The sequence below is a fragment of the Bradyrhizobium sp. Cp5.3 genome, from assembly GCF_000426265.1.
GTDB lineage: Bacteria > Pseudomonadota > Alphaproteobacteria > Rhizobiales > Xanthobacteraceae > Bradyrhizobium > Bradyrhizobium neotropicale.
This window is the reverse complement of record NZ_AUFA01000075.1, coordinates 1-14,078: the sequence shown is the minus strand read 5'-3', so window position 1 is coordinate 14,078 and position 14,078 is coordinate 1. Positions and strand designations below refer to the sequence as shown.

Here is a 14,078-nt window from a genome sequence, read left to right as displayed (position 1 = left end):
GGTTGAAGTTGCCGAAGGAGCTTCGTCGATCGCTCGCCTGTACCAACATCGCCGAGAACATGATGGGCACCATTCGCCGCGTCACGCGCAACGTCAAACGCTGGCGGGATGCCGGTATGGCCTTGCGATGGGTCGCGGCCGGCATGATCGAGGCCAACAAGGGCTTCCGACGATTGAAGGCGCATAAGCAATTGTCGGTTCTGCGTGCGGCTCTTCAAGCTCGCCACAATCGCATGACGATCAACCCCGTTGCCCACGTCACGAGGGCCGCGTAACATTCATTCCGGCAACGTCGGCCCGACCTAGTTCAACAGCGATCGGGACATCCCCTGAAAACCTGCGGGTCTGATCACGCCCGCCGGTGATAGGTCGGTCTCCGGCAAAAATTGCCAAGACGAACAGGCTGCGTTCTTTTCATAGATGACGTAGCGAATTAGGAGTTCGGCACGTCTTTGGACTGACCGTGTTCGCCGTCTTTTGCGTCTATGTCCGTGTCAGGCTTTTGATCGTAAGTGCAGTAGAGCCACGGCAGCAGGGTTTGCAGGTTCGTTGTCCGCGTTTTCGGGAGGAGCTTTAGCAATTCGGGTTTGTAAGGCCGAGCGCAACCGTGGGCACGAAAACCCAAGGGGATCACGAACCATTCCTCATCAACCAACGTGTCTTCCGTCAGCGTCGGGCCTTGCAACCGTTTTACGAGAGCGCGCGGTTTCGTCGCGCCTTGAGTAGAAAATGGCTGTTGCAACCGTCTAGGTTGTATGCAACAGTAGGCTTGGGCCTCAGAGACCCAAGAAGCATCAGTGGCCATCAATGGGCCAGCGTCCTAACAGCTCGGTTCGGCGGGGACGGTGCGCCATGTCCAAGAGGCACCCCAAAGCACATTGGCCGTTCACAATTACGGTTTCTGAACCCCGGCAGCCAGTTCGCTACCGGCATCAGAGCTAAAAGCAAATTCCATGAACCATCAGCGAATCTCGCGCCGCGCCGTGGCGATCGCTCGCGTCTGCAGCCTTGAGGTGTTGCACGACAACGAAACATCTCAGCAGAGAGCCGATCGGTTGCTGGCGCCGCACAAGCGGCGTAACCGTTCTCCGTCGTCAAATGATTTGAGACTAATTAGGCGGCTCGCGAAGGGAGGGGCTGGCTCCTCAGGGGTTAGAGCTTAAGCGACCTGCACTCGTTGCTGCGAGCGATGGTTGCATTCCGCGGAGCGAGCCATGAACCAACCTCAAGGCCGGTCGATTCGCTTGAAACTCCATTCTTTGGAAAGGCGATCGATGCGCGACTTGAGCCTCTTTCGCGCGATCCATGGACCGAGGATTCTTTGCGGGGCCACGCCGCCAATATCGGCACAAGAAGGGTGACAGCCGGCGCCGCGGCTTTTGTGGACAGCCTGTCTACCAGTCGCACCAATCTGGTCGCCTTCGGCTGAAGAGCGGGCGGACCTGTTTCGCGAAGCTGCCGAGAACGCCACAAAGCAACAGCAGCACGCTGCGCGTGAAGAGGAGGATGTCGCCTATGCTTCCGGAAGCGCATTAGGCGGCCAGTTGGGGTGCTTGGTCGGCACCCCGCACAACATGAGCAACGCACGGTGTAGGCACCTCGGCTGAAACCGATGAGGAAGACCCGATCGCCAGGTTCGTAGTGATTGATGATGAAGGCGTAGCAATCGGCGATGTTCTTGACGATGCCGTTGCCGACCACGGAGCCGAGCAGTTTCTGGATGAAGCGCCACGGTGCGGTCAGGGTGGTCGCACCGATATCGGTGCCGAGCCCGGGGTCGTAGAACGCCACCTGTTCCTGAGGGTCGATGGGGTTGTCGGGACCCGTCCGGGACGCGTGGTACATCTTGTAGACGTTGCTGACCCGCTGCTCGGGGCACACGCCGCCGTCTTGGCCGGTACCGTCCGAGTAGACGACGATATTCTTTGTCATGAGATACCCTTCAGGCCGCGTGTCGCGAATGTGTTTCAGATCGTTCCCGTCGCGGGCAGGTCGGAAAACAGGTCGCGCAGGGGACGACCCAAGTACGCAGAAACCAGTTTCTGCTGGTCCGGGACACCTTGTCGTTACCGGAAAACAGCTTCCGAACATCGTCGCCATCCATTTCGAGGAGGCGTGCTATTCCGTCGATGTCGCGGTTCGTAGCCGCTGCGGCTGACCAACTCCACTATGGAAACATTCCGCCAGGGCGACGATTGCTTCGGCTGTCACGCCGGGGGGCATGCTCAGCGGCCTCAGCCATATCTGGAACAACATGGAGCCGTTATTCCACTGACGCTAGTCGACGGCGGACGCGAGGACTTGATGGGAGCGCCAGCATTTGGCCAGTGTTATGCAACAATCAATAGTTGCTGAATCAGATGCTGCACCTCGATTGTCTAGTCTAAATCGGGCCTTTCAATTGTGCTAACGAACACTGCAAGCGGCGGTTTGCCATGGTATTGGGCCTGATCAGTTGTCGCTCGGCGAGGATCGCCTCAGCCCTGCCGAAGTAGACATCGGCAGGACTGAGATTGTCGATTGCCAATTCGGCGGGGTGGCTTGACGCCTTGCTCAGATCGACATTTGTTTTCATTAGGTTGAGTGCCGTTATATCCCATCACAAATTCGTCAAGCGGCCAAGGTGACCTTCGGTTTTCACCTTTTGCCAGAAGATGAAGACCTGGCGCGGATGCGAGACATGGTGGCGGCGGTAATCATCGCCGACATAGGTGCGCTCGGTCTCGCGGTCTGGTGAACTTCTAGATGTCCATCAATGATGGCGCCGGGTGTGGCCGTCATGGGGATTGTCTGGCAGCGCGCGGGCGCAGCACGAACCGGCGACAGGGAAAGCGGGCATTTGGTGGAGACGCCGCAGCGAATGACGGCCTCAATCCAGCGACCACCTCAAGCAGGCGATGGCATACCTGACCGAAGAACTTTGATATTCGACCGTTCAAGAATGAGGCGCCAATTGCAACCCACGACGCGCATTCAGCCACCTTTAAGCCTAGGTATGACAACAACGTTGACGCCCAGCGGATTGTTGGGGGTCACCTCCCTTAGCCCTTCGGCCAATAGCGCCATGTAGGGCTGACCGTGGATGTAAAAATTCGTCGTGGGCAGGAACGGCCTCGGGAAGGCGTCTATTCTATTCAGCGCGCCGAGCAGGAGATCTGGGGCCGGTTGGAGACCGTGGTTCCATCCCGAGCCTACGATGTGGGTGAAATCATCATCTAATCTCGTAGCCCGGACGTCGAATGCTAGACGTGATAACTGTCGCGGTAGGTCAAAATGGCTTGCACCGCCGGTTAGTTTCCCCTCGACCTTTTGTTTCGCACTGCTGGGCTCCCTCAGATCCGGCGGACTCCGTCCTGCGAGTTGTTCGGCCCGAATTTTCTCCAACTCGGAGATGAAGTTCGCCGACCATTTCTGGATGGGATACGCTCGAAGCTTCGCCATCATCTTTTGCCAGAGCGAGATGCGTTTCTCGCGCGGCATCGAGATTGCGATCGAAATCTTGTCTGCTATGTCATCTATGTCGTTGGGATCGACGAGCAGCGCCGCGTCGAGTTCCTTGGCCGCGCCGGCGAATTTCGACAAAACCAGCACGCCAGGATCGCTGGGGGCTTGCGCGGCGACATATTCTTTGGCCACGAGATTCATGCCATCACGCATCGGTGTTACCACGCCGACACGTGCGGCGCGGTAAAGACCCGCGAGTACGGCCTGACTCTGAGGCTTTGTTTCGTGACGAATCGGCTTCCAGCCGGCCGCACTATGACGAGCGTTGACATCGTCGACAAGCGCCTCCACCTCGTTCTGATAGTCTCTGTAGCTCTTGATGTTGGATCGTGAGGAGGTAGCGATTTGCAAAAGTGAGACGCTGCGCGGCTCTTTGGTCAAAAGGCGATTGAAGGCTCGAACGCGATTATCGAGACCTTTGGTGTAGTCGAGACGGTCGACACCGACGGCAAGCTTCTTACGATCGAGACCTTCCAACAACGACGAAACATCGGCATTCGAGCCCGTGTCTTCAGCAAATTGTGCAAATCTGTCTGTATCTATGCCGATCGGAAACACTCGGCATCTGGTTACAACACCACCACGACGTGAGATCACAACACCGTCTTCGCTGGGCATGAGTCCGAGATCCGCACGGACACTGGCAAGGAAATTCTGTCGGTCCTCGTCCGTCTGAAAGCCTACCAAATCATACGCAAGCATCAATTCGGTCAATTCTTGATGATGCGGCAGCAGTTGCACGTCAGGCGCCGGCCATGGCGTGTGCAGGAAGAAACCGATCGGCCGTTGGACGCCCTGATCACGCAGCTCAGCACCGAGCGTGAGGAAATGATAATCATGCACCCAGAACGCGTCCTGGTCCGTTTGCTTGAGCAGCGCTTTCGCCATGAGGGCGTTGATCTCACGGTAGCGGTGATAATCGCCTTCCGAGGAGGAGATCCGCTCTGTCAGCGAATGTAATGCCGGCCATAATTCCGAATTGGCAAAGCCCTCATAGTAGCGACGGTAATCATCGGCAGGCAGATCCACCCTCACGAGCTTGCCTCCGCCGAACAGCATGACGGGCGGTTCAGCCTCCGACGGGCGCCGCGGCCCTACCCAAATTGCGCCGGATTGCTGCACCACTGGAATCAGTGCCGCCTCAAGTCCACCTGTCTTGGGTTCATTGACGTCGCTGCTGGCAACTCGGTTCGACACGACGACGAGATTCACAAGTCATCCTTTCCGTTTGATCTGTCGCTTGCTCGGGCGTTCGATCAATTTGCCACGCATGATGGTTTGCGACCCGACACCTGACCAGCCTCAACAACTTCATGCGCGTTTCGTCGGCTCTTGCTAAACACAGCGATCCGGCTCGAATAACGGGCGTGCCACGCGGCCCTCGCAGACCCACAAGACAACGAAGCACCGATTCTCTGTAGGCAGACGGCTTGTACTTTTGGCGATAGCCGCACCCTCTACGCGTTCAAGCGTTGCGGACGAAGCGGCCTTACGCAACGCTGAGCTGTATTGCTGCCTACCTAACTTGGTATGTGACACAAAGACGCGTTCGCATTGCGGCACCGAAAGTCCGTCACGTTCGAGAAATATTGTTAAAAAGGAAAATCGTCTCTGGTAGGTTTCATGCCCATTCTTGTAAAGCCACGCACATTGGGTCTGTTGACCAAATGCGAGCGGCGTCCCCGAGGGTCCAGCCTCATCATTTCGGTTTTAGCGATGTTCGACCTCGCTGACCCGGGCGCCCACCGTCTGCATGGCGAGCAGGAGCTTTGGACTATGGCCGCAAAGGAGCTTCCGCCCGGAACCCCTCTCGACATCGGCATGCCCAAGCCGCGAGCCGAGGTGCTCATCGGCGGACATGCGGCAGCACCGGAGGGACGGCCGACCGAGCGCATGATGTTGGGGTGGGCATTCGGCCCGATCCAGAAGCACCTTCTAGTGACTGGCGACCGCTATTGGCAGATGACGAACTCCGGCTGGCGACCGACAGCCGTGCAACCGTTCCAGAAAATGCCGCTAACGCGGCAACGCGCCTTCGGCGGGCCCGGCTATGCGGCGAACCGGGTCGGCGCCGGTCACGAGGCTCTCCGCCGCAGCATGGCCGGCGAACTGGTGGCCCTGCCCAACGTAGAGAGCCCAGAGCATGCAATTCAATTCATTGACACAATCGCACCGCCGGCAACTTTCGGACCAATCGGTGTTGATGATAGCGACCGCCTGCAATACGCGGGGAACTATGACGCCGCGTGGCTGCAGTCAGTTGCCCCTGCTCTGGCGACCGATGCCGATCCGCGGCTCTTTCTATTCGCTCCGCCCGACCAACGCATAAGCGGTTTCATGTGTGGCGGAGATCCTTACGCGCTGCAGAACTTCTCCGCCGACCATCCATTGATCGAAGCCCGCCTGCCAACCTTTCGCGTGCGCTGCTTCATTGGCTGGAGCGATACGACGCGTGGTGTCACCGAACTGGAGACGCGTATCGATACCCTGTGGCTATTCGCGGGAGTTCGTCGCGGTGTCATGATCTACCGCACCGCGATTGCCGTACGGGAATTGGACGGCAGCGACGTGGGCGACATCATGGTCGCTTACGAGCAACAGGGCGAGCCGGCGCGGCCGCTCGACCATTATCTTAATGTCCGGCGGCTGAGGCTCGATCCGACGAGCGCTCCACGCTATGCCTTTTCGGAACATCAGCTTGCCCCTGAGATTACGGCCGCCGAACGCGAGCACCGCGCAGTGAGGCGTCGCCAGCTGGCCGACGCGCGCACGGCGCGGCAGCTGGCCTCCATGCGTTGGGCGCTCGATCAGGAGTTCGCACGCATTGAGCTCTCGCCTTCGCTACGCCCGACGATCGAGATACCGTCGATCGAGCCGTCAAGCATTCCGGAATTGTTGCCGGAGGAACTCGAGAGTGGCGAGATCGAATTAGCGGAGATCCTCGACGCCTTGGGGACGGTACAGGCAAAGGCAGAATCCGATGTCGACGAGCTTGATGCTCAATATCAACCCATACGTGCGGCTTATGACAAGATTGTCGGTGGAAACGCCGCTTCGAGCGATATCGACGCCTTGCTTGCCGCGATCTCTTCGATTGACGTTGCGCAGTCGATCGACGAAAGCTTTGCGCAAGCTCTGCCAGTCCCTGCGCTTCCGGACACCGACCCGGGCCTCATAGGCGATCTCGAAGGCAAGCTCGCGCGGGCGAAACACTGGCGTGACCAAATCCTTAGCGCGGCAACGCCACCGCTAGACGCGCAAAAACAATTTGAACTTGCGCATGCTCGTTACTTCAACTTGGCGGCTGGACGACCGCTCGAGCCGATACGCGGCGCCATATCGGACGACGCCTTTTCGCTTCCCGATGTTCCCGAGCCGGTACTGCCGGAAGAAGCGAGGAACGCCATGCTAGAGGCACCGCAGCGCCTGACCGTTGACGAAATACTGGCGCAGATCGAGGCCTCAAATCCACCTCCTGACGCCGCCCAACGAGCGCGTACGGCGCTCGCCGATGCTAAAGCGGCGCTCGGAGGGGCGCTTCCTGCGTTACTGTCCGATGACCGCCCGCCGTTCGAGACCTCAACCACGCCGCATCAAGCGGCAAACGCTGATGAGCCAAAAACATGGATCGCCGCGGCGAAGACGTACTCTGTGAAAGCATCCACTGTCCTGCGGAGCGAGATCGACAAAGCGGAAGGTCAATTGGCAGCCGGCCTGGCCGCGGCAAGGCTTGCCTCACCTAGGCCGCTCAAACCTGAAGCGATGCTGGCACCAGCTGTCGCTCACGCCCTGGGGGATCTGGTGGAAGAGGAGTTCCGGCGCGGCGGCACGGTTGCGGGTCGCGATCTAGCCGGCGCCGACCTTTCTGGACGGCGATTAGCGAAGGCGGACTTCTCCGGCGCCTTTCTTGAACGCGCGAGGCTGAACGGGACCAACCTGGCCGGTGCCAAACTGATGAAGGCCGCACTGTCCGGCGCAACGCTCATCAACGCAGATTTAAGCGCGACCGATCTCACTGAAGCCAATCTCGGGGAAGCCGACTGCCGCGGGACGCGTTTCGCAGGCAGCCAGCTTGTGCGCACCAACCTTCTCGGCGCGAGCATGGCAGGCGCATGCTTCGACCAAGCGCGGCTTGGCGAGCTCCAGGTTCTCCGGATACCGATGATCGGGGCGACCTTCCGCTCTGCACAACTCCATCAATGCTCCTTCGTCAAAGCCGCGCTCGACAACAGCTTTTGGGGGAACGCCGTCCTCAAGCGCACACAATTCATGGATTTATCGCTGTCGGGTGCGAGCTTTGCTGGCGCGCGACTTGAGCAAACCTGTTTTCTCAAGCTCACAGCGCCACAACTCGACCTATCGAGCTCGCAATTTGACCAAGTCAGCTTCATCGGAGATGTAGATCTGCGCGACGCCCGCTTCGGCCGGAGCAACGCCGAGGCGCTCTGTTTTCAGACGGCCGACCTCAGTGGCGCCGACTTCACCATGGCTCGACTGAATGGCGTTTATTTCGGTAAATCGACGCTGGCGCGCGCCATCTTCCGAATGACATCGCTGAAACGCGCGGTCTTCACGGGCAACGATCTGCGCGGCGCCGACTTCTATGCCGCCGACCTGCTCGAGGCACATCTCAATCAGTCCAACATGACCGGCGCCACTCTGCGCCATACAAATCTCTATGGCGCCGACCTGATGGATACCTCCTTGGTCGCGGCCGACCTGAGCAACGCAAATATCGAGCGCACCGTGCTGATGGTCAAACGCCATGTCAATTGAACTCCTGTTGCAGTCCATCGACAATCAGTTCCCCGTACGCGAAGCTAATCTCGATGGCGAGATCCTATCTGGACTGCGCCTGAACGACGGCGTTGTGCTGAGCTCTACTTTTCGCAATAGCCACTTCACACGTGCCAGCCTGACCAGCATGACGTTTCAGGACTGCGACTTCAGCGGTGCGTCCTTGGCCGACGCTTGCCTCGAGAAATGCATGTTCGTCAACTGCCGTGCTGACGGCTCCGACTGGCGGCGGGCGCGCTTCACCCAATCGACGTTCATGTCGTCAGATCTCGGCCATGCCGACTTCGGCGAGACGTGGCTCAGCCAGACGACAGCGATGCGTTGCGCGTTGAACCACACGATCCTGCGCAAGGCCACCCTCTCTCAAAGCGCTCTCATGGATTGTGACCTCGCCAACGTCGTGCTCGACGACGCGACGCTAACGAACACCGCCATAACGCGAGCCGATTTGCGTCGTGCACAAGTCACGGGACTGCGATGCGACACGATCCATTTCTCAGAATGCGATCTGTCTGAGCGGGACCTCTCCGGGCTGACGCTTGTGCGAGCAAACTTGAGCGGCGCCAAGCTGAACCGCACAAACCTGTCGGGAGCAGACCTGTTCGGTTCGGTGTTGACGGGCGCGAGCCTCGTGGGTGCCGACCTATCCGGCGCGACCGCTCCAAACACACTGCTCGTCAGGGCTGACCTGCGAGCCGCAAGGCTGCGCAATGCCGATTTGACGCAATGCATCTTTGTAGAAGCCTGCCTCGACGGCTGCGATCTTTCCGGCACACAATTGGGGACTGCCGTATTCACACGTGCATCGGCCAAGTTCGCCTCGTTTGCCGGCGCCGACATGTCCTATGCGCTGATGCACCACGCCGCGCTCGATGGTAGCGACTTTTCCGGCTCGCGATTTCTGCGCACTGATTTTCACTGCGCGTCGACCGAAGGCAGCCTGTTCGTGACCCAGCGTGGGAGTGCCCTGCAAACTGTGCCCGAACGCGCCGTCGCTGAACTCTACGATGCAAGCCGCGTCATCCCTTTCACCGGAGTGAGCTAAACAGATGACATTTGTCAATTCAAGTGGCCCGATGTCGGCGGAGGATCACGCGTTTCCCGATGTCTGCAACACGCCATCCGGCCCCGTCTTCGTACCCAACGCCTACCCAAACATCGCCATGAACACGACGGCTATTCCCACGCAATCTCGGTTTCTGATCATGTGTATGCCCGCACACAATATGACGACCGAGCGCGCGACATCGATGGGTGACAACGCAGGTGTGGCCCTCGGCGTCATCTCTGGCCTTGTCATGGGTCCGGGCCGTGCCAAAGCGGGATCGGACAATCTGTCGATCGGCGGGTCACCGGCAACCAAAATGGGGATGCCGACCAAGCAGAACGGTGCCAACCCGAACGCGTTCGGATTGTCGATATCGCCCTCTCAAACCCGCTTGATGGCGCTGCGCTAAAGTGCCGACGGTTATGCGATTAGGGAAGCGCGCTATGCCAAATGCCTATACGCGACTGTTCGTTCCAGAAACGCCGTCTTCTCCCCTGACGAAATCAACCTACCTGCGCCTCGGCTCTTATTCGGACGAAGAGGCGAAACTTGTCACTGGCCTCACAATGCCTAGTAGCGAAAGTCCAGCTGCGATCGGCAAACATGAAAGCGACAACGACGGCATACTTGCCTTCACCAATAAGGACTTGGAGGCAAATCTCGAAGGCGCTGCGCGGCTCAAAATCGGTAGCGGTCAGATCACGGAGATCACGAATGGCAACTCCCTACATACAGTCTCGGAAGGCGCGTATGAGATCTCCGCCAAGAATGGCGTGACAATCAGTGCTGGCGCCGACGGGACGCCTGCGGACATCGTCTTGACGGCCTCGAACCGCGTCAAGCTCATCAACAACGGCCACAAGCTAGAATCCACCGCTGGCAACTCGGAAAAGGAGACGATGGGCGACACCAAGGAACTGTTTCAAGGCACCCGGTTCACCTGCATGAGAGGCGCATCTACCACGCTGACAATGGCCAAGAACGTATGCATGTTCTTTGGAGAAGCGTTCACCTTTAAGATCTCGCGAGAATGTTCAGTTAATCTCAGTGATATGAACTCTATGACGATCGGTAGGAAACTAGACATCGTCGAAGGGCACGACATCAAGCAGGTGATTGGAACGTCGACCAAGTGTGTTTTTGGACCCGATTTCAAGTCGGCCGACAGCGATACCAAGATTCTTAGGACGAGTGATTTCAAGCTCGCACCTGTCGAGGACTTTAAGTCGGTCGGCCGCGACATCAAAGTCTGCAAGACCAGCGTTTCGATAACAGAAGAAGAATTGAGAAAGGGACAGTCGAACACGGAAGAGCACAAGCTGGTGACCCGAAAAGCTGAGATCATGTCCAGCACCGGCAATGAGGAAGTCATACAAAAGAAGTTGATAAATTTCATGTAGCGAGCTGGAGAGCAAGGATGACGATGCCGATCCGTGCCACAAACACCTTCGCGACGGCAGAGCGCTTGCTTGAGCCTGGACACCACACAGCCCGCGTCGTGTCAGTCAGCGACGATGGCACTACGGTCGAGGTCGAAGTCGCCGGCGCTCGTCACACGGCGACAGTGGCCGTTGGCTGCCTAGTCCGGCCAATACCACAGGACATCGTGCAACTCTTCACCAACGTAGAGCAAGTCTTCGTCGTGACTGTGCTCGGTCGGACGGCTGCCAATCGGGGGATGGTAGGCCTGCCCGGTGGGCGTAACATGTCGATTGAGGGCGAGACCATCACGGTCGCCGCGCGCCAGCGCCTGTCCCTGCGCGCCGACAGGATCGATCTGCAGACCAAGCTGTTTGCCGTGCTTGCGGACAAAGGCACCTGGATCGGCAAGCTCTACACGTTGATCGCGGACCGCGCCCAATGTTCAGCGCGAATCCAGGAAGCGAGCGCCGAGCAGCTTACGGTAAAGGCGGTCGAGCGTGTAGCGGTGATCGAGCGTACCGACACATTGCAGACCGAAACTCAGGCCATTCGGGTCACCGGCATTGCCTCCGAGATGGCGCACAGCAAGGTGATCGCGGTGAGCGAGGATCTCCGCCTCGACGGCAAGCGCGTCACGGTTGCATAGAACACATGCTGTCCACCGGCATGCCGGCCCCGCCCCTGCAAGAGAGGATTAGAACGGCCCAAGAGTTTATCGCGGCCGGCCGTATCGAGGAGGCGGAGGCGCTACTGGAGGAGGTCGCCACCACAAGTGATCCCGATACGCTCAATGCGAGGGCCACACTGGCACTTGCCCGACAGCGGATCGAGATTGCCTTCGAAATGTTGTCGGAAGCTGCGACCATCTACCCCGAACACGCCGGCCTCACCACCAATCTCGGCATCGCCCACGGATTGCTCGGCCGCGAGGAGGAGGCAGTGATTTGCCTCCAACGAGCGGCGGCGCTCGCCCCGCGCAACCAGGAGATCAAGCTGGCGCTCGCTCATGCCTTGCTGAGCCGCGGCGAGGTTGCAGACGCCCGTGCGATGACGGAGGCCATCGTCCAACACGAGCCGGGGAATGCGCGTGCCCTCCTTCAACTTGGCGCCATCGAGTTCGCCCTGGGCCACAACTCGTCAGCTGAGACCGTCCTGCGTCGTACGCTTGAGATTGCTCCGGAGGATCCCGATGCGCTGGGCAATTTATCGGTGCTGATGCTTGAACGCGGCCGCCTCGACGAGGCGCTTGGTCTTGCCGAGCGGGCGCATCTGCGCGCCCCGCTCGATATAGCTGGGCTCTTGCGTCTGGCTTATTGCCGCGCCGCAACTGGACGCTGGCCGCAAGCTGAGGCCACCTGCAAGAAGTTGCTCGCCCACGCGCCGGCTCATATTGGTGCGCGCGAAATCTTGGCCCGCATTACGATTGCCAAGGGTGAGATGGACCGCGGCATAGCGCAACTGACGGAATTCGTTCGCGCTCGCAAATCGGATCCTACCGCCGCGCTTGCTCTGGCGCGTGTCCTACAACTCGTTGGCCGGTTCGACGAATCCCTCAAGCTTGTCGGCCACGTCGTGCGCACGCGACCTGAGAATGAAGCAGCGAAGTCTCTACAGACGACGCTTGAACTGACGCTCGGTCGCTTTCCGACGCCCGAGCCGACCGCCTTGGCGCCTGTGAGGCGGATAGTCGTGCCGCCGGCCACGAGCGCCCTTGAATTCGTAGCACTCGTTCGTCTCTTGCGTCGGTTACCGAGCCCGCAGAACCTGCATGTGGTCGCGCAGCCACGTTACCAGGCTCTTCTTACCAATCTCACCGAGCAGGTGATTTCCGACGAGCCGAGGGCCGGACTCTCAGCTGTGCCGCTGCAATCATTATTGCACGTTCTGTCGACCGACGCCCGCAACATTGCCGATGGCATTCCCTACCTACGCCCCGAGGCCGAGCTGTTCGCCAAATGGCGGGATGCTTTGGCCGTGTTCGCAAGGCCTTTGGTGGGCATCGTGTGGGAGGGGGGCGCTCTCGGCCTATCGATGGAGCAAGTCGCCACCGTGATCCCTCACTGCGTCACGCCGGTCAGTTTGATGACCGAGGCGCAACGGCATGACATGAAGCGATGGAGCCGTCCGATCGATGCTGGCGCGCATATTGAGCGCCCTGCGGAACTAATCGCGGCAATCGCCAATCTCGATGCCGTTGTTGGGCCCGACAGCTTCGGCGTCCATATCGCCGGAGCGCTCGGCGTTCCCGGCGTGGTTTTCGTGCCGCGCGGTTATCCCTGGTATTGGGCTCAGGCTGGCGGAAAGCCACTGTGGTATCCTTCATTCGAGGTTGTCGTGCAGGAACGGTTCGGCCATTGGTCCGGCGCGATCGAAGAAGGTCGACGCCGCCTCGAGACTCTGCTACGTAAACCACCGATTAGCTGAGCGGCGCGCTCTCACAGCATCGCGACAAGCCCCAGCCGCTAATCGCTTAAGCTGCGATTGGTGCTTTCTTCTTCGGACGAGTCCGATCGGCAGAAGGGCTGCAATAGCCCAACGACTCGACCGCATCGTGCACGTGCTCGAGCGGCTTGAAAGCAATGCAAGTGTCACGTTCGAGACCATCAGGTTGTTCGTCCGCTTTTTGGATGACGGTGACATCGCCATTGCCGGAGCAGTCGAGTATTGGACGAGGCGGAAGCCCATCATCCAACAAGAGACAAGCCGGCAATCGCCGATTCTTGGGTGCATGCGCGCCACCTCGCTCGCGGATCGACGCCGCGATCTGCCCGGCTTGCTCGGGCGTATGCCTGCGCGAATTGCGCTCATAGGCCCGTAAACCGTCAATTGGCCATGTTTCCGCGGTCGGTGCTCGCCAGTGCATCCATGATTACCGCCTGTAGGGGGCGTTCATGGCCCGAGACTGCCCCGTTTCATGGGGTTTGCGAGAGCCGGGGTTCGAAAACGGGATCGCGAATGTCAGCGAAGCTGGCGGCTCCGGCCTCGACAACTCGGATATGATCCGCGCATAGGGGGATGTCCCGGGTTCTGTTGAATTTCTGAAGAGGTCGGCGTTGCCCACCTTGAGCCGGTAGGCTCGGGGTGCTGATTCCACAAAGGAGAGCAACGCCATGACGAGAGATATCACACCGGCTGGTTCGCCGGCGACTGGGGCTGTGGACGAAGCGTTTGCAGAAGTGCGGGCGAGCTTTGATCGGTTCTGCCTTGCGGCGGGGATCGAGGCGCTCGGCACGATGATGGAGGCGGATGTCACGGCGGCCTGCGGGCCGCGCCACGGTCGCGATGCGGCGCGGCGGGCGCACCGTTG

At 59.5% G+C, this 14,078-nt stretch carries 9 protein-coding genes and 3 pseudogenes; 8 read left to right on the top strand and 4 right to left on the bottom strand.

The genetic code is table 11. The annotated features are described in order from the left end of the window. A pseudogene (locus K289_RS0138940) lies at positions 1 to 275 on the top strand (IS256 family transposase); the annotation flags it as partial. Between the two features lie 877 nt (positions 276 to 1,152). Here the strand turns inward: K289_RS0138940 and K289_RS53265 are convergent. The 3 genes and pseudogenes from K289_RS53265 to K289_RS46910 form a co-directional block, all read right to left on the bottom strand. Continuing rightward, positions 1,153 to 1,932 (bottom strand): DUF2235 domain-containing protein, encoded by a 780-nt coding sequence (locus K289_RS53265; RefSeq protein ID WP_035687638.1) that lies wholly within the window; start codon positions 1,930 to 1,932, stop codon positions 1,153 to 1,155. Between the two features lie 451 nt (positions 1,933 to 2,383). Further along, positions 2,384 to 2,575 carry a hypothetical protein gene (locus K289_RS0138925; RefSeq protein WP_027556301.1) on the bottom strand — a complete coding sequence of 64 codons (192 nt, stop codon included), beginning with the start codon at positions 2,573 to 2,575 and terminating at the stop codon, positions 2,384 to 2,386. A 740-nt stretch (positions 2,576 to 3,315) separates the two neighbouring features. Further along, positions 3,316 to 4,716: pseudogene (locus K289_RS46910) on the bottom strand (trehalose-6-phosphate synthase); the annotation flags it as partial. 411 nt (positions 4,717 to 5,127) lie between these two features. Here K289_RS46910 and K289_RS0138910 point away from each other — a divergent pair. The 6 genes from K289_RS0138910 to K289_RS0138885 are packed head-to-tail and all read left to right on the top strand — an operon-like array spanning position 5,128 to position 13,195. After that, positions 5,128 to 8,280: a DUF2169 domain-containing protein gene (locus K289_RS0138910; protein WP_035687635.1), complete on the top strand. Its 3,153-nt coding sequence runs from the start codon at positions 5,128 to 5,130 to the stop codon at positions 8,278 to 8,280. After that, positions 8,270 to 9,346 (top strand): pentapeptide repeat-containing protein, encoded by a 1,077-nt coding sequence (locus tag K289_RS48090; protein WP_027556299.1) that lies wholly within the window; start codon positions 8,270 to 8,272, stop codon positions 9,344 to 9,346. Before K289_RS0138910 ends, K289_RS48090 begins: the two co-directional genes overlap by 11 nt. A 4-nt stretch (positions 9,347 to 9,350) precedes the next feature. Beyond that, positions 9,351 to 9,758 carry a DUF4150 domain-containing protein gene (locus tag K289_RS0138900; RefSeq protein WP_084788924.1) on the top strand — a complete coding sequence of 136 codons (408 nt, stop codon included), beginning with the start codon at positions 9,351 to 9,353 and terminating at the stop codon, positions 9,756 to 9,758. Between the two features lie 34 nt (positions 9,759 to 9,792). Beyond that, positions 9,793 to 10,749: a hypothetical protein gene (locus K289_RS0138895; protein ID WP_035687633.1), complete on the top strand. Its 957-nt coding sequence runs from the start codon at positions 9,793 to 9,795 to the stop codon at positions 10,747 to 10,749. Positions 10,750 to 10,766: 17 nt separating this feature from the next. Next, positions 10,767 to 11,417, top strand: coding sequence for a DUF3540 domain-containing protein (locus K289_RS49715; protein ID WP_084788923.1), 651 nt, complete (start codon positions 10,767 to 10,769; stop codon positions 11,415 to 11,417). Between the two features lie 5 nt (positions 11,418 to 11,422). Continuing rightward, on the top strand, positions 11,423 to 13,195 hold the full coding sequence (locus tag K289_RS0138885; protein WP_027556295.1) for a lipopolysaccharide assembly protein LapB: 1,773 nt from the start codon (positions 11,423 to 11,425) through the stop codon (positions 13,193 to 13,195). Positions 13,196 to 13,241: 46 nt separating this feature from the next. Here K289_RS0138885 and K289_RS51180 read toward each other — a convergent pair whose 3' ends face one another. Continuing rightward, positions 13,242 to 13,634, bottom strand: a complete 393-nt coding sequence (locus K289_RS51180; protein ID WP_156918426.1) for a hypothetical protein — start codon at positions 13,632 to 13,634, stop codon at positions 13,242 to 13,244. A gap of 247 nt (positions 13,635 to 13,881) precedes the next feature. Between K289_RS51180 and K289_RS49710 the strand changes: the two are divergent. After that, positions 13,882 to 14,078: pseudogene (locus K289_RS49710) on the top strand (IS256 family transposase); the annotation flags it as partial.